18 protein-coding genes are annotated in these 14,811 nt (G+C 68.1%); 2 read left to right on the top strand and 16 right to left on the bottom strand.

Annotated features, from left to right (window positions below; all coding sequences use genetic code 11):
* Positions 1-65: 65 nt before the first annotated feature.
* Entirely contained in the window at positions 66-1,193 is a 1,128-nt protein-coding gene (locus tag BLU22_RS10475) for an aminotransferase class V-fold PLP-dependent enzyme (protein WP_090214222.1), read from the top strand.
* Between the two features lie 247 nt (positions 1,194-1,440).
* On the opposite strand, the gene BLU22_RS10470 is transcribed toward BLU22_RS10475, so the two are convergent.
* The 13 genes from BLU22_RS10470 to BLU22_RS10410 all read right to left on the bottom strand — a co-directional run bounded on the left by BLU22_RS10470 (position 1,441) and on the right by BLU22_RS10410 (position 11,472).
* Positions 1,441-2,217, bottom strand: a complete 777-nt coding sequence (locus BLU22_RS10470) for a TatD family hydrolase (RefSeq protein ID WP_090214220.1) — start codon at positions 2,215-2,217, stop codon at positions 1,441-1,443.
* Between the two features lie 2 nt (positions 2,218-2,219).
* Positions 2,220-2,570: a PilZ domain-containing protein gene (locus BLU22_RS10465; RefSeq protein ID WP_090214219.1), complete on the bottom strand. Its 351-nt coding sequence runs from the start codon at positions 2,568-2,570 to the stop codon at positions 2,220-2,222.
* An 81-nt stretch (positions 2,571-2,651) separates the two neighbouring features.
* Positions 2,652-3,635: a DNA polymerase III subunit delta' gene (locus tag BLU22_RS10460; RefSeq protein WP_090214217.1), complete on the bottom strand. Its 984-nt coding sequence runs from the start codon at positions 3,633-3,635 to the stop codon at positions 2,652-2,654.
* Entirely contained in the window at positions 3,628-4,260 is a 633-nt protein-coding gene (gene tmk / locus BLU22_RS10455) for a dTMP kinase (protein ID WP_090214216.1), read from the bottom strand. Before tmk ends, BLU22_RS10460 begins: the two co-directional genes overlap by 8 nt.
* On the bottom strand, positions 4,257-5,309 hold the full coding sequence (gene mltG, locus BLU22_RS10450; protein WP_090214214.1) for an endolytic transglycosylase MltG: 1,053 nt from the start codon (positions 5,307-5,309) through the stop codon (positions 4,257-4,259). Before mltG ends, tmk begins: the two co-directional genes overlap by 4 nt.
* Positions 5,306-6,127, bottom strand: coding sequence for an aminodeoxychorismate lyase (pabC, locus tag BLU22_RS10445; RefSeq protein WP_090214213.1), 822 nt, complete (start codon positions 6,125-6,127; stop codon positions 5,306-5,308). The genes mltG and pabC overlap by 4 nt, the downstream gene beginning before the upstream one ends.
* Positions 6,127-7,371 carry a beta-ketoacyl-ACP synthase II gene (gene fabF, locus BLU22_RS10440; protein WP_090214211.1) on the bottom strand — a complete coding sequence of 415 codons (1,245 nt, stop codon included), beginning with the start codon at positions 7,369-7,371 and terminating at the stop codon, positions 6,127-6,129. The genes pabC and fabF overlap by 1 nt, the downstream gene beginning before the upstream one ends.
* Positions 7,372-7,512: 141 nt before the next feature.
* Positions 7,513-7,752 carry an acyl carrier protein gene (acpP, locus tag BLU22_RS10435; protein WP_090214209.1) on the bottom strand — a complete coding sequence of 80 codons (240 nt, stop codon included), beginning with the start codon at positions 7,750-7,752 and terminating at the stop codon, positions 7,513-7,515.
* A gap of 191 nt (positions 7,753-7,943) precedes the next feature.
* Positions 7,944-8,684, bottom strand: coding sequence for a 3-oxoacyl-ACP reductase FabG (fabG, locus tag BLU22_RS10430; protein ID WP_090214207.1), 741 nt, complete (start codon positions 8,682-8,684; stop codon positions 7,944-7,946).
* 18 nt (positions 8,685-8,702) lie between these two features.
* Positions 8,703-9,641 carry an ACP S-malonyltransferase gene (gene fabD / locus BLU22_RS10425; RefSeq protein ID WP_090214206.1) on the bottom strand — a complete coding sequence of 313 codons (939 nt, stop codon included), beginning with the start codon at positions 9,639-9,641 and terminating at the stop codon, positions 8,703-8,705.
* Positions 9,642-9,732: 91 nt separating this feature from the next.
* The gene (gene plsX, locus BLU22_RS10420; protein WP_090214204.1) at positions 9,733-10,743 is read right to left on the bottom strand and encodes a phosphate acyltransferase PlsX; all 1,011 of its coding nucleotides are present in this window, start codon (positions 10,741-10,743) and stop codon (positions 9,733-9,735) included.
* Positions 10,744-10,746: 3 nt separating this feature from the next.
* Complete coding sequence (rpmF, locus tag BLU22_RS10415) at positions 10,747-10,929, bottom strand: 50S ribosomal protein L32 (RefSeq protein ID WP_090214203.1); 183 nt, start codon at positions 10,927-10,929, stop codon at positions 10,747-10,749.
* 12 nt (positions 10,930-10,941) lie between these two features.
* Positions 10,942-11,472, bottom strand: coding sequence for a YceD family protein (locus BLU22_RS10410; RefSeq protein WP_090214201.1), 531 nt, complete (start codon positions 11,470-11,472; stop codon positions 10,942-10,944).
* 108 nt (positions 11,473-11,580) lie between these two features.
* Between BLU22_RS10410 and BLU22_RS10405 the strand changes: the two genes are divergently transcribed.
* On the top strand, positions 11,581-12,162 hold the full coding sequence (locus tag BLU22_RS10405) for a Maf family protein (protein ID WP_090214199.1): 582 nt from the start codon (positions 11,581-11,583) through the stop codon (positions 12,160-12,162).
* An 8-nt stretch (positions 12,163-12,170) separates the two neighbouring features.
* On the opposite strand, the gene BLU22_RS10400 is transcribed toward BLU22_RS10405, so the two are convergent.
* The 3 genes from BLU22_RS10400 to rluC are packed head-to-tail and all read right to left on the bottom strand — an operon-like array spanning position 12,171 to position 14,776.
* Positions 12,171-13,148: a S49 family peptidase gene (locus BLU22_RS10400; protein WP_090214198.1), complete on the bottom strand. Its 978-nt coding sequence runs from the start codon at positions 13,146-13,148 to the stop codon at positions 12,171-12,173.
* Positions 13,135-13,830: an HAD-IA family hydrolase gene (locus tag BLU22_RS10395; protein WP_090214196.1), complete on the bottom strand. Its 696-nt coding sequence runs from the start codon at positions 13,828-13,830 to the stop codon at positions 13,135-13,137. The genes BLU22_RS10400 and BLU22_RS10395 overlap by 14 nt, the downstream gene beginning before the upstream one ends.
* Positions 13,823-14,776: a 23S rRNA pseudouridine(955/2504/2580) synthase RluC gene (gene rluC, locus BLU22_RS10390; RefSeq protein ID WP_090214194.1), complete on the bottom strand. Its 954-nt coding sequence runs from the start codon at positions 14,774-14,776 to the stop codon at positions 13,823-13,825. Before rluC ends, BLU22_RS10395 begins: the two co-directional genes overlap by 8 nt.
* Positions 14,777-14,811: the final 35 nt, after the last annotated feature.

The raw sequence follows: 14,811 nt of genomic DNA, 5'->3' as shown, positions 1-14,811 counted from the left end.
CGGGTCGCACCGCGTGCACGCGCTATTATGCCCGCAACCGACCCGACTTCACGGAGCCCGTCACGATGCACTCCTGGCACGACGAATTTCCCCAGCAGCCCGGCCTGCGTTACCTCAACCACGCCGCCGTCGCCCCCTGGCCGCGCCGCGCCAGCCACGCGGTCAGCGCGTTCGCCGAGCAGAACCTGCGCATCGGCGCCCGCGACTACCCGCAGTGGCTGCAGGTCGAGAACCGCCTGCGCCAGCGCCTGCGCAACCTGCTCAACGCCCCCTCGGTGGCCGACGTGGCGCTGGTGAAGAACACCTCCGAGGCGCTGTCCTTCGTCGCCTTCGGCCTCGACTGGCGCGCCGGCGATCAGGTGCTGATCAGCGACGAGGAGTTTCCCTCCAACCGGGTGGTCTGGGAGGCGCTGCGCCCGCTGGGCGTGGAGGTGATCGAGGTCGGACTGGCCGGACACGACCCGGAGGGCGCCCTGCTCGCCGCCTGCACGGCGCGCACCCGCCTGCTGGCGATCAGCGCCGTGCAGTACGCCAGCGGCCTGCGCCTGGACCTGCAGCGTCTCGGCGCCGGTTGCCGGGCGCGCGGCGTGCTGCTCTGCGTCGACGCCATCCAGCAGCTCGGCGCCCAGCCCTTCGACGTGCAGGCCAGCGACTGCGCCTTCGCCATGGCCGACGGCCACAAGTGGCTGCTCGGCCCGGAAGGCCTGGGTGTGTTCTACTGCCGCCGCGACCTGCGCGAGCAGCTGAAGCTGCACGAGTACGGCTGGCACATGCTGGAGGATGTCGGCAACTACGAGCGCCGCGACTGGCAGCCGGCGCGCAGCGCGCGGCGCTTCGAGTGCGGCAGTCCGAACATGCTCGGCGCCATGGCCCTGGAGGCCAGCCTGTCGCTGCTCGAAGAGGTCGGCATGGCACAGGTGGCCGGCCTGCTGGAGGAGCGCGTGCGCCACCTGCACGAGACCCTCGCCGCGCTCCCCGGCGCCCGGCTGCTGAGCCCCGCCGAGCCCGAACGGCGCGCCGGCATCGTCACCTTCAGCCTCGACGGCCGGGACAACGCCACGCTGTTCGAGCAGCTCAAGGCGCAGCAGGTGGTGTGCGCGCAGCGCGGCGGCGGCATCCGCCTGTCGCCGCACTTCTATACGCCGGAGACGGTCCTGGAGGAAACGCTGCAGCTGCTGCGCACGCTTGCCTGAGGGATAGGCGGCGATCTTGTCGCCAAGCGCACTCAGACGGTGGCGATCTATTGCAAATCCGTTTAAGAACGGGGGCTCCCCATGCGGCGAGCGGTCAAATATTGATCAATACTCAGCTCACTGATCTGCGGTACTCCCCCCAAGTACCCGTCAGGCGGAACGGCGTGGGACGTCCGTTCCGGTTCTACTCCTAATGGTCTTTGACCCGGATTCCTCCCCCAGAAGCCGGGTTTTTTTTGCCCGCCGTTCAGCCGGCCAGCGGGAACAGCCGGGCGAAGTTGGCGGTGGTCTGCTCCGCCAGGGTCTCGACGTCGACCCCGCGCAGCACCGCCAGGTACTCGGCGACGTCGCGCACATACTCGGGCAGGTTCGGCCGGCCGCGATGGGGCACCGGCGCCAGATAGGGCGCGTCGGTTTCCACCAGCAGGCGGTCGGCGGGCACCTGCCGGGCCACCTCGCGCAGCGCCTCGGCATTGCGGAAGGTGACGATGCCGGACAGCGAGATGTAGTAGCCCAGGTCCAGCGCGGCGCGGGCCATCGCCCAGTCCTCGGTGAAGCAGTGCAGCACCCCGGCCTGGGACAGGTCGGCCTCGCGCAGCAGCGCCAGGGTATCGGCGCGCGCCTCGCGGGTATGCACGACCACCGGCTTGCCGGTCTGCCGCGCCGCCTCCAGATGCAGGCGGAAGCTGTCCTGCTGCAGCGGCGCGGATTCGGGCTGGTAGTGGTAGTCCAGGCCGGTCTCGCCGATGGCCACCACCCGCGGGTGGTTCAGCTCGGCCAGCAGCCAGTCGAGGGCCGGCGCCTGGCCGGCCTGCAGGTCCAGCGGATGCACGCCGACCGAGCAGTACACGTCGGCGTAGGTGTCGGCCAGCTGGCGGACCGCCGCGGCGTTGCCGGCGCTGACGCCGATGCACAGGAAGCGGCCGACGCCACGGGCGCGCGCTGCGTCCAGCGCGGCGTCGAGGCTGCCGTCATAGGCGGAGAGGTCAAGGCGGTCGAGGTGGCAGTGGGAGTCTACGAGCATCTTCACAGGGTCAGGGTGGGCCGTTCGGAATGGTGGGTGCCGGCCAGACAGGTCTCGATGCGGTTGCGCAGGGCCTGGTCGCCGTCGCCGAACTGCACGCCGATCCCGGCCACGCGGTTGCCCTGGGCGCCTTGCGGGGTGATCCACACCACCTTGCCGGCGACCGGGATCTTTTCCGCCTCGCCCGGCAGGCTGAGCAGCACGAAGACCTCGTCGCCCAGTCGATAGGGCTTGGCGGTCGGCACGAACAGGCCGCCGTTGCGCAGGAACGGCATGTAGGCGGCGTAGAGTTGCGTCTTGTCCTTGAGCACCAGGCTCATGATGGCGTTGCGGGCAGCGGGAGTCGCCGACATGGACAGGTTCCTTCCTGATGGATTGGCTGGCGATTCTAGCAGGCCGGCCGCGGCGCGCCGCAACTGCCGGCCCGCCGGCACTCAGGCGCCGCCCGGCAGGGCGGCCCAGCGCACCAGCAGCGCTTCAAGCAGCAGGGCGCGGTTGAGGTTGGCCTTGCCCAGCACCTTCTGCCGCTCGGCCAGCAGCCAGTCCTGCAGTTCGAGCAGGCGCGCCAGCGGCGCGCGCTCGGCCAGATAGCCGAGCACCTTGGCCATGCCGTCGTCCTCGACCGCCTCGATGCCGGCCATCTGCACGCGCAGCACCTGCAGCGCCCAGGTCGAGAACCAGTCGAGCAGCAGCGGCAGAGCGATCGGCTTCCAGCTCTCGGCCAGCTCCGGGGCCGCCACCTGCTGCTTAAGCAACCGTTTCAGGCCCTCCTCGACCAGGGCACGCTGCTCCAGCACGCCCTCCTGCTGCAGCTGCAGGGCGCGCAGCGGCGAGCCGGCGGCCAGCGCCAGCAGGCGCCGACGCGCCGCCTCGTCGACGCCCGGCAGGCGCTCGCCCAGCCAGGCGGCGGCCTGCGCCGGCGCGGGCTGCGGGCAGGCCAGTTGCTGGCAGCGGCTGCGGATGGTCGGCAGCAGACGGCTGGGCTGGTGGCTGACCAGCAGCAGCACGGTCTCGCCCGAGGGCTCCTCGAGGCTTTTCAGCAGGGCGTTGGCGGCGTTGAGGTTCATCGCCTCGGCCGGCTCCAGCAGCACCAGCTTGCGCCCGCCGAGCTGGGCGGTCTGCACCACGAAATCGACCAGTTCGCGCACCTGGTCGACGCGGATCGGCTTGTCCGCCTCCTCCGGCTGCAGCTCGAAGAAGTCCGGATGGCTGCCGGCGCGCAGCAGCAGGCAGGACTTGCAGGCGCCGCAGGCGGCATCGTCCCGCACGGCGCCGCACAGCAGCAGCGCACCGAGGCGCTCGGCCAGGTCGCGCTTGCCGATCCCGGCCGGGCCGTGCAGCAGGTAGGCATGGGCGTGACGCTCGCGCCGCGCCAGCTGCTGCCAGAGCCCGGCCTGCCAGGGATAAGCCTCAGCCACGGGCGCGCTCCAGCAGCTCGGGCAGCAGACGATCGAGCTGGGCCTGCACGGCGGCCAGCGGCTGGGCGGCGTCCAGCAGGCGATAGCGCTGCGGCGCCAGGCGGGCGCGGGCCAGGTAGGTCTGGCGTACCGCCTCGAAGAAGTCCTGCGCCTCCTGCTCGAAGCGGTCCAGCCGGCCGCGCGCGGCGGCGCGGGCCAGGCCGACCTCCACCGGCAGGTCGAACACCAGGGTCAGGTCGGGGCGCAGCTCGCCCTGGACGAACTGTTCGAGCACCGCGATGCGCTCGGCGGCCAGGCCGCGGCCGCCGCCCTGGTAGGCGTAGGTGGCGTCGGTGAAGCGGTCGCAGAGCACCACCTTGCCGGCGGCCAGCGCCGGGCGGATCACCTGCGCCAAATGCTGGGCGCGGGCGGCGAACACCAGCAGCAGCTCGGTGTCGGCGGCCATCGGCTCGGCGCTGGGCGCCAGCAGCAGCTCGCGGATCCGCTCGGCCAGCGGCGTGCCGCCGGGTTCGCGGGTCAGCAGCAGGTCGCAGCCGGCGGCGCGTAGGCGCTCGGCCAGATAGTCGCGATTGGTGCTCTTGCCGGCCCCTTCGGGGCCTTCGAGGGTGATGAACAGGCCACTCACGGGGTCTTTTCCTGGCTGGGCGGCGGGCTGGAACGGTAGTCCGCGCGTCTCTTGAGCTGATATTCGCGCACCGCGCGATTGTGTTCGTCGAGGGTGCGCGAGAAGGCATGCGAGCCGTCGCCGCGGGCGACGAAGTACAGAGTGTCGCCGTCGGCGGGGTTGAGCGCGGCGCGGATCGCCTCGCGACCGACCATGGCGATCGGCGTCGGCGGCAGCCCCGGGTTGGTGTAGGTGTTGTAAGGCGTCGGCTCGCGCAGGTGGGCGCGGGTCAGCTTGCCGGCGAAGCGCTCGCCGAGGCCGTAGATCACCGTCGGATCGGTCTGCAGCAACATGCCCAGACGCAGACGGCGGATGAACACCCCGGCGATCTCGGCGCGCTCGTCGGGCACGCCGGTCTCCTTCTCGACCAGCGAGGCCATCACCAGCGCCTGGTAGGCGTCACGGTAGGGCAGGCCCTCGGCACGCCGCGCCCACTCCTCGTCGAGCACCTGCCCGAGGCGCTCGTGGGCCTGGCGCAGCAGGTCGATGTCGCGCATGCCGCGTACATAGTGGTAGGTGTCAGGGAAGAAGCGCCCCTCGGGGTGCTCGCCGGGCAGCCCGAGGCGCTCCATCAGGGTGGCGTCGTCGACCTCGGCGAGGGTCTGCTCCAGACGCTCCTGGGCGCGCAGCGCGGCGCGCAACTGGCGGAAGTTCCAGCCCTCGACCAGGGTCAGGCTGTACTGCACCACCTCGCCGCGCTGCCACTGGCCGAGCAGCTCGCGGGCCGTCTGCCCGGGAGTCAGGCGGTATTCGCCGGCATGCAGCGGCTGGCCGTCGAGATTGAAGCGCCAGTACAGGCGCAGCCACAGGGCGCCATCGAGCACGCCCTCGCCCTCCAGGCCGTTGAGCAGGCCATTGGGCGTGGAGCCGGCGCCCACTTCCAGCAGACGCTCCTCGGCGAGGCGCAGCGGCTGCTCCAGGGCCACCTGCTGGCGCCAGCCGGCGAAGACGAGGAACAGGCCGACGGACAGCGCGGTGCCCTGCAGCAGATAAAGCAATGCACGTTTCACGGGGAATTTCCCAGCAGGTCGTCGATCAGGCCCTGCAGTTTACGGGTCGTCTCGCCGACCGCCCAGCGCCGTTCCTCCAGCGCCACCACCGGCCAGATGCCGTACTGGCTGTTGCAGAGGAACACCTCGTCGGCGACCAGCAGTTCGGAGTGGTCGATGTCGCGCACTTGGGTGGCGATGCCGGTCTGCGCGGCGCGGGCGAGGATTTCCGCACGCATGGTGCCGGCCACCCCGCAGCGTTTGAGCGCCGGAGTCAGCAATACGCCCTCCCGCACCAGGAACAGGTTGCTGAACACGCCCTCCACCACCCGCCCGGCGGTATCGCGCATCAGGCCTTCGGCGAAGGCCGGGTCCTGCCATTCGCCGCGGGCCAGCACCTGTTCGAGACGGTTGAGGTGCTTGAGGCCGGCCAGCAGCGGCTGCTCGGCCAGCCGGGTCGCACAGGGAAACAGGCGCACACCGCGCTCGCGGTGGGCGGCGGGATAGGCCGCAGGCGGGTTGCCGGTCAGGATGCGCCGGCAGCGGGCGGCGGGCGGCGGCGCGTAACCGCGCAGCCCATCGCCACGGGTGACGATCAGCTTGGCGACGCCGTCGCCGAGCTGATCGGCGAAAGCCTCCAGCTCGGCGCGCAGGGATTCGAGGTCGAGCGGCAGTGCCAGGCGCTGCGCGCCCTGCGCCAGCCGCGCCAGATGCCGCTCCAGCAGCGGCATCCGCGTGGCGCGCACGGCGATGGTCTCGAACAGCCCATCGCCGTAGGCCAGACCGCGGTCGGTCAGCGGCAGCTGCTCCGCCGGCCGACCGTCGATCCACGCCAGCATCAGCCGGCGAAGCGGCGGAACACCAGGGTGCCGTTGGTGCCGCCGAAGCCGAAGGAGTTGGACACCGCCACGTCGAGCGGCAGGGCCTGGGCCTCGTGCGCCACGAAGTTGAGATCGCAGCCCTCGTCCGGCTCGTCGAGGTTGATGGTCGGCGGCGCCACCTGGTCGCGCAGGGCGAGGATGCTGAAGATCGCCTCCACCGCGCCGGCGGCGCCCAGCAGGTGGCCGGTCATCGACTTGGTGGAGCTGACCGCCAGTCGATAGGCATGCTCGCCGAACACCCGCTTGACCGCCGCTGCCTCGGCCAGGTCGCCGGCCGGGGTCGAGGTGCCGTGGGCGTTGATGTACTGCACCTGCTCCGGGTTCAGACCGGCGTCGCGCAAGGCATTCTGCATGCAGCGCGCGGCGCCGTCGCCGGTCTCCGGCGGCGCGGTCATGTGGTAGGCGTCGCCGCTCATGCCGAAGCCGACCAGCTCGGCGTAGATGTTCGCACCGCGCGCCCGGGCATGCTCCAGCTCCTCGAGCACCAGCGCGCCGGCGCCGTCGGCCAGCACGAAGCCGTCGCGATTGCGATCCCAGGGACGGCTGGCGCGGGTCGGGTCGTCATTGCGGGTGGACAGCGCGCGCGCGGCGCCGAAGCCACCCAGGCCCAGACCGCAGGTGGCCATTTCGGCGCCACCGGCGATCATCACGTCGGCCTCGCCATAGGCGATGTTGCGCGCCGCCATGCCGATGCTGTGGGTGCCGGTGGTGCAGGCGGTGGTAATGGCGTAGTTCGGCCCCTGTGCGCCCAGGTGGATCGACAGGAAGCCGGAAATCATGTTGATGATCGAGCCGGGCACGAAGAACGGCGAGATCCGCCGCGGCCCCTGCTCGAACAGCGAGCGAGCGTTGTTCTCGATATTGGTCAGGCCGCCGATGCCCGAGCCCATGGCCACGCCGACCCGCTCGCGGTTGGCGTCGGTGACTTCCAGCCCGGAATCGCGGATCGCCTGGAAACTGGCGGCCAGACCGTACTGGATGAAGAGGTCCATCTTGCGGGCTTCCTTGGCCAGGAGGTAATCCTCGACCTTGAAGTCCCTGACCGAACCACCAAAGCGGGTAGCGAAGGCCGACACATCCATATGCTCGATGGGGCCGATACCACTGTTCCCGGCCAGAATACCCTGCCAGCTGGAGGCCACATCCGGGCCCAGCGGCGACAGCATACCGAGACCGGTGACCACGACGCGTCTACGCGACACAGCGCTCTCCTCTTGATTGTTCTACTACAGCAAGAAAGTCCGTCGAGCGACCGGGGGTCGCGGCGCCTTCCTTGATTCCAAAGAAAAGCCGCACGTCTTGTCACAGACGTGCGGCTTTTCCATGCCGGAACCGGCGATTACTTATTGCTGACCGTGAGCATTGACGTAATCGATGGCTTCCTGAACGGTGGTGATCTTCTCGGCCTGCTCGTCCGGAATCTCGGTCTCGAATTCTTCTTCGAGAGCCATCACCAGCTCGACGGTATCCAGGGAGTCCGCGCCCAGGTCTTCAACGAAGGAAGCGCCGTTGGTCACTTCTTCTTCTTTAACGCCCAGTTGCTCGGCGACGATCTTCTTGACGCGTTCTTCGATGGTGCTCATATCCAGTTCTCACTCCTATGGAGAATCCAATGTAGCTGGTGGCGCGTAGTGTATAGAAAGGGTTTTCGGCTTTTCAAGCAAAACGCTTGCCGCCCCGCCCTCCGGTACATCCACCAGTGCTACCGAAAATTACAATACAACCTGACGATACAAGCGGCTGACGGCCGGCGCTCACCGACCGTCACGCCCACTCACATATACATGCCGCCGTTGACCGGAATCGTGGCGCCGGTCACATAGGCCCCGCCGTCGCCGGCCAGGAAGCCCACCACACTGGCGATTTCCTCGGCCTGACCCAGGCGGCCCAGCGGAATCTGGGTCAGCAGCGCCTCGCGCTGCGCTTCCGGCAGCTCGCGGGTCATGTCGGTGTCGATGAAGCCCGGCGCCACCGCATTGACGGTGATGTTGCGCGAACCCACCTCGCGCGCCAGCGCGCGCGAGAAGCCCTCGACACCGGCCTTGGCCGCCGCGTAGTTGGCCTGACCGGCGTTGCCCATCGAGCCGACCACCGAGCTGATGTTGATAATCCGCCCCCAGCGAGCCTTGGTCATACCCTTGAGCAGCGCCTTGGACAGGCGGTAGATGCTGGTCAGGTTGGTGTTGATGACGTCGTGCCACTCGGCGTCCTTCATACGCAGCATCAGGTTGTCGCGGGTGATGCCGGCATTGTTGACCAGGATGGTCGGCTGACCGAGGTGCTGCTGGATGTGCTCCAGGGTCTGGGCCACGGACTCGTCGCTGGACACGTCGAGCACCAGGCCGGCGCCCTCGATGCCGTGGGCCTTGAGGGTTTCGGCGATGCGCTCGGCGCCACTGGCGCTGGTCGCGGTGCCGATGACGATGGCGCCCTGACGGCCCAGCTCCAGGGCGATCGCCTGGCCGATGCCACGGGTGGCGCCGGTGACCAGGGCCACCTTACCTTGCAGACTCATGGGGAATTCTCCTGAGGTTCAGGCCAGCGCTGCGCGGGCGGCAGCGAAGGCGTCGGGGGTATCCAGATTGTGGGTGTTGACGCCCTTAGCGCAGCGCTTGTTGAGACCGGAAAGCACCTTGCCCGGACCGCACTCGACCAGCTCGCTGACGCCGCGCGCGGCCAGCAGCTCCACCGATTCGACCCAGCGCACCGGGCTGTACAGCTGGGCGAGCAGATCCTGGCGCAGCACGCCCAGATCGCCCGGCACCTGGGCGCTGGTGTTCTGCACGATGGCGATCTGCGGCGCCTGCCAGGCGATGGCGTCCACCGCGGCGGCGAACTGCTCGGCCGCCGGACGCATCAGCGCACAGTGCGACGGCACGCTCACCGGCAACGCCATGGCGCGCTTGGCGCCCCGCGCCTTGCAGGCCTCGATGGCGCGCTCGACGGCAGCGGCGGCACCGGCGATCACCACCTGACCGGGTGCGTTGAAGTTGACCGCGCTGACCACCTCGCCCTGCGCCGCCTCGGCGCAGGCCGCACGCACGGCATCGTCGTCCAGGCCGAGGATCGCCGCCATGCCGCCCTGCCCGGCCGGCACCGCCTGCTGCATCAGCTGGCCACGCAGCTCGACCAGCGTGACCGCTGCGGCGAACTCCAGGCTGCCGGCGGCGACCAGCGCCGAGTACTCGCCCAGGCTGTGACCGGCGACGAACGCCGGCTGCGCGCCACCCTCGGCCTGCCACAGACGCCACAGGGCAATGGAGGCGGCCAGGATCGCCGGCTGGGTCTTGTCGGTCTGGTTGAGCTGCTCGGCCGGACCCTCCTGGGTCAGCGCCCAGAGATCGTAGCCCAGCGCGGCGGAGGCCTCGGCGAAGGTGTCGCGAATCAGCGCATGCTGACCGCCCAGTTCGGCCAGCATACCGACGGCCTGGGAGCCTTGACCGGGGAAAACGAAAGCAAGGGAAGAAGACATGAAAGCCGGTTCCTTGAGTACAGGTGGATCAGCGTACGGCAACGCCGGCCGCACGACACTGAACCGTTGGATGAGCGCCCCCGTACACGGGTCACAGGAGCAGATGTTCGAGACGCCCATGCAGACGCTGCGGCAGGTTCTCGTCGACCTCCGTCAGCGCCCGCCGGATGGCACTGCGGAAGCCCTCGGGCCCGGCGGCGCCGTGACTTTTTACCACGATCCCCTGCAAACCGAGAAAACTGGCGCCGTTGTGCCGTGCCGGACGCAGCTCGCCCTGCAGGCGACGCAACAGCGGCAGGGCGAGCAGCCCGACGAGCCGGGACAGCGGCCCCGCGGCGAACTGCGCCGCCACCCGCGCGGCGATCATCGAGGCCAGCCCTTCGCTGGCCTTGAGCACGATATTGCCGACGAAGCCGTCGCACACGACCACATCGGCCTCGCCGCGATACAGGCCGTCACCCTCGACGAAACCGACATAGTTCAGCTCGCGGGCCTGCAGCAGCAGGCTGGCAGCCAGCTTGACCTGCTGGTTGCCCTTGATCGCCTCGGTACCGACATTCAGCAACGCCACCCGCGGGCGCACGACGCCCAGCGCCTCGGCAGCCACCGCACCCATCACCGCGAACTGATAGAGGTTCTCCGCCGAGCAGTCGATATTCGCCCCCAGATCCAGCAACAGGCAGCTGCCGGCGGCGGTCGGCACCGCCGTGACCATCGCCGGCCGGTCGATCCCCGGCAGGGTCTTGAGCACATGCCGGGACAGCGCCATCAAGGCGCCGGTATTGCCGGCGCTGACGCAGGCCTGGGCCTCGCCACGGCGCACCAACTCGAGCGCTTGGCGCATCGACGAATCGGCACTGCCGCGCAGCACCTGGGCGGGACGGGCGTCCATGGCGACGATATCGGCGGCGGGGCGAATCAGAAGGCGGGTACGGTCGAGGCGGGGATACTGAGCAACCAGTTGCTCAAGAATGTCGTGCTGGCCGACGAGAATCAGCCGCAGAAGGGGGGAATCGGCCAGGCTGTCGACACAGGCCGGGACAATGCAGTGGGGACCGAAGTCCCCACCCATTGCATCGATCGCGATGACCGGCGCAGACAAGGATTACTCGGCAGCGCCCTTGTCGACGATCTTGCGACCACGGTAGAAACCGTCCGGGGTCACGTGGTGGCGCAGGTGAACTTCACCGGTGCTCTTCTCGACGGACAGGGCGTTGGCCTCGAGGGCGTCGTGGGAACGGCGCATGTCGCGGGCGGAACGAGACTTTTTGTTCTGCTGAACAGCCATAATGATTAACTCCTAAACGTTCGGGTCACGTTTCAACTGCGCCAGTACGTCGAACGGGTTGGACCGCGGAACCTCTTCGACGCTCGGTTCTGGTGCTGCCGCAAAACCTGCCGGATGCTGGCATTCCTCGGGGTCGTGGGCCGGCACAATGGGAAGCGCCAGGAGCAGTTCGTCTTCGACCAGTTCCAGCAGGTCGAGCGGTTCTTCTCCCAGCTCCAGCGCGTCGTAGCCTTTCGGCAGACCGTCCGCAGAACCGCCTTCCTTGAGTACCGCGTAGATAAACTCGCTGTGTACCGGCAGGAGAGCGGGCTCCAGACAACGCTGGCAAACCATCTGCACCTCGACCTCGAGATTGCCGCGCATGACGATCAGCCTCTGCTCGTCGCGGCCAAACTCGAAACGAGCGTGAACGCTACCGGCATCGCTGACCAACTGCTCGCAGAGCCTCGAAAACTGCGCAAGCGGCCACTCACCTTCGAGAGTGATGGCACGATCGGCAAGCTTTCGCGGATCGATGTGAGGTGGAATCGGCCCTTTCAACATAAGCGCGCCATTCTAGGGACACCCCTATTAACTGTCAAAGAAATTTCCCGACCGTGCGACGCACGCTCAGGACACATAGAATTGCCGGCCATTCCCGAGGAAATCGCCATGCCACACCTGGTTCTCGCCTCCAGCTCACCCTATCGCCGCAGCCTGCTGGAGCGCCTGCGGCTGCCTTTCGAGCATGCGGCGCCCGAGATCGACGAAAGCCCGCTTCCCGACGAAGACGGCCCGCAATTGGTCTGCCGCCTGGCCGAAGCCAAGGCCCGCGCCCTTGCCGCGCGCTATCCGGAGCACCTGATCATCGGCTCGGACCAGGTCGCCAGCCTGGCCGATGGTCGCATCCTCGGCAAACCGCACGATTTCGCCCGCGCCCGCGAACAACTGCGCGCCGCCAGCAACTCCAGCGTGATCTTCCACACCGGACTGTGCCTGTACAACTCGCACAGCGGCCGAACACAGAACGCCTGCATCCCCTTCACCGTACATTTCAGAGCGCTCGACGACGCCCGCATCGAGCGCTACCTGAAGCTCGAACAACCCTACGACTGCGCCGGCAGCTTCAAGTCCGAAGGCCTGGGCATCAGCCTGTTTCGCGCCACCGAAGGCGAAGACGCCACCAGCCTGATCGGCCTGCCACTGATTCGCCTGGTGGACATGCTGCTGAACGAGAACATCAGCGTTCCCTGAAGGCGCGTCTAGCGCAGGTTCGGCCCGGGCAAGCCCATCCACAGCGACAGCTGCTCGCTGACGCCAGCACCGATCTTCTTGGCAAAGCGGTCGATCGGCGACTCCTTCTGGGTGAAATCGACCAGATTTTCCTCGCCAACCACCTCGCGCGCCACATGACTGGCGCTGCCCAGCCCGTCGATCAACCCCAGCTCCAGCGCCTGCTCGCCAGACCAGACCAGCCCGGAAAACAGCTCAGGATGCTCGGCATCCTTCAGACGCTCGCCGCGCCCCTGCTTGACGCTGGCGATGAATTGCTTGTGGGTGGTTTCCAGCACACCACCCCAGAAGCGGCTCTCCTCCTCCTTTTGCGGTGCAAACGGATCGAGGAAGGTCTTGTGCTCGCCGGAGGTGTACACCCGCCGCTCGACGCCCAGCTTGTCCATCACCCCGACGAAACCGAAGCCGGAGGCCGTCACCCCGATGGAGCCGACCAGACTCGCCTTGTCGGCATAGATGGCGTCCGCCGCACTGGCGATATAGTAGGCGCCGGACGCACCCAGATCGGTGATCACCGCATACACCTTGATCTGCGGATACAGGCTGCGCAGGCGACGAATCTCGTCGTAGACATAACCCGACTGCACCGGGCTGCCGCCCGGACTGTTGATGCGCAGCAGCACCGCGCGGGTATTCTTGTCCTCGAAGGCTGCACGCAGACTGCCGACCAGATTGTCGGCACTGGCCCGCTCCTCGTCGGCGATCATTCCGCGCAACTCGATCAGCGCAGTGTGCGGGCGGTGCGCTGCCTTCTTCTCCAGATCGCCCCAGGAGGAGAACAGGAACAGCACGCCGAACAGATAGATCAGGCCGAGCCCCTTGAAGAAGATGCCCCAGCGCCGCGCCCGGCGCTGCTCGATCACCCCAGCCAGCACTGCCTTTTCCAGCAGCTTCCAGGTCTTTTCGTCTTCCGGCGCCGCAGGCGCCTTCCACTCATCCGACTGCATGCTCATCCACTCCCTTCAGGCGGCCGTCGCCACGTGCCAGCCAGTCGCGCAACTCAGCGAAGCGCTCGATAGCCAGCTGCGGGCGATACTCCCGCAACACCTCCAGCGGCTGGGCACCATAGCCCACCGCCACCGCCGCCATGCCTGCCCGCTGTGCCATCTGCAGGTCGAAGGGCGAATCGCCGACCATCAGCGCCTGCCCTGCCCCGATCCGACAGCAGACCAGAATCTCGTGCAGCATCCGCGGATCGGGCTTGCTCGCGGTTTCGTCGGCGCAGCGCGTGATATCGAAGAATGCTTCCCAGCCATGCCCGGCCAGCACCCGATCCAGCCCGCGACGGCTCTTGCCGGTAGCCACGGCGAGGCGATAGCCCTGCGCGCGGAACGCCAGCAGCGAGTCCAGCACACCCTCGAACAGCGGCGACGGACTGCTTTCCAGCTGAATGTAGTGATCACTGTAGACGCGCCGGAATCGCTCCACCTGCCGAGGATCATCCAGTTCGGGATAGAGACTCCGGATCGCTTCCGGCAAGCCGAGACCGATGATGCCGCGGATCGTCGCCTCGTCTCGCTGCGGCAGGGCGCACTCGGCGGCGGCGACGCGCATCGACTCGACGATGCGCGCGATCGAGTCGACCAGCGTGCCGTCCCAGTCGAAGACCAGCAGGCGGTAATCAAGCATCGAGACGCCCCAGGGTCTGCATCCACACCTCGTCGACCGGCGCTTCCAGCGCCAGCACGCCGCCGTCAGGCAGCGTCACCCGCAAGGCATGGGCATGCAGGAACAGGCGCTTGCCGCCCAGCTCGCGGATCTCGCGGGTGAATTCGTCGTCGCCGTACTTGCTGTCGCCGGCAATCGAATGCCCGGCATGCTTGGCATGCACGCGGATCTGGTGGGTGCGCCCGGTGATCGGGCTGGCCTCCACCAGCGTGGCGAACTCGCCGAAGCGGCGCACCACGCGGAACTCGGTCAGCGCGTCCTTGCCCTCGGGGTTGACCTCAACCATCCGCTCGCCCGAGCGCAGGTTGTTTTTCAAGAGCGGCGCGCTGATCTTCTTCTTAGCGGTCGGCCAGCTGCCGCACACCAACGCCAGGTAGCGCTTGTCGACGCCGTCGCCGCGCAACGCCTCGTGCAGATGGCGCAGCATGCTGCGCTTCTTGGCGATCATCAAAAGACCCGAGGTGTCGCGATCCAGCCGATGCACCAACTCGATGTCCTTCGCCTCGGGGCGCAACTGGCGGAATGCCTCGATCACCCCGTAGCTCAGCCCGCTGCCGCCGTGCACGGCGATACCGGCCGGCTTGTTGAGCACGATCAGCGCCTTGTCCTCGTAGACGATGGCCGCCTCCAGCCGCTGCAGCAACCCCTGAGCCAGCGGCTCGGGCTCGTCGCGTTCGGCCAGGCGCAACGGCGGCACGCGCACGATGTCGCCAGCCTGCAGCTTGTACTCGGGCTTGATCCGTCCCTTGTTCACCCGCACCTCGCCCTTGCGCAGGATGCGGTAGATCAGGGTCTTGGGGACGCCCTTGAGCTGGGTGCGGAGAAAGTTGTCGATGCGTTGCCCGGCCAGTTCCGGCTGCACTTCGAGCAACTGGACGCCGGTGGAGATTTGAGCGGGATTTGTCATGCGCGGATCATAGCAATTTTTCCCCGAATTGAAGC

It is taken from the genome of Pseudomonas guangdongensis (genome assembly GCF_900105885.1).
Lineage (GTDB): Bacteria > Pseudomonadota > Gammaproteobacteria > Pseudomonadales > Pseudomonadaceae > Geopseudomonas > Geopseudomonas guangdongensis.
The sequence above is the reverse complement of the archived record's forward strand: the minus strand, read 5'-3'. Positions and strand labels throughout refer to the sequence as shown.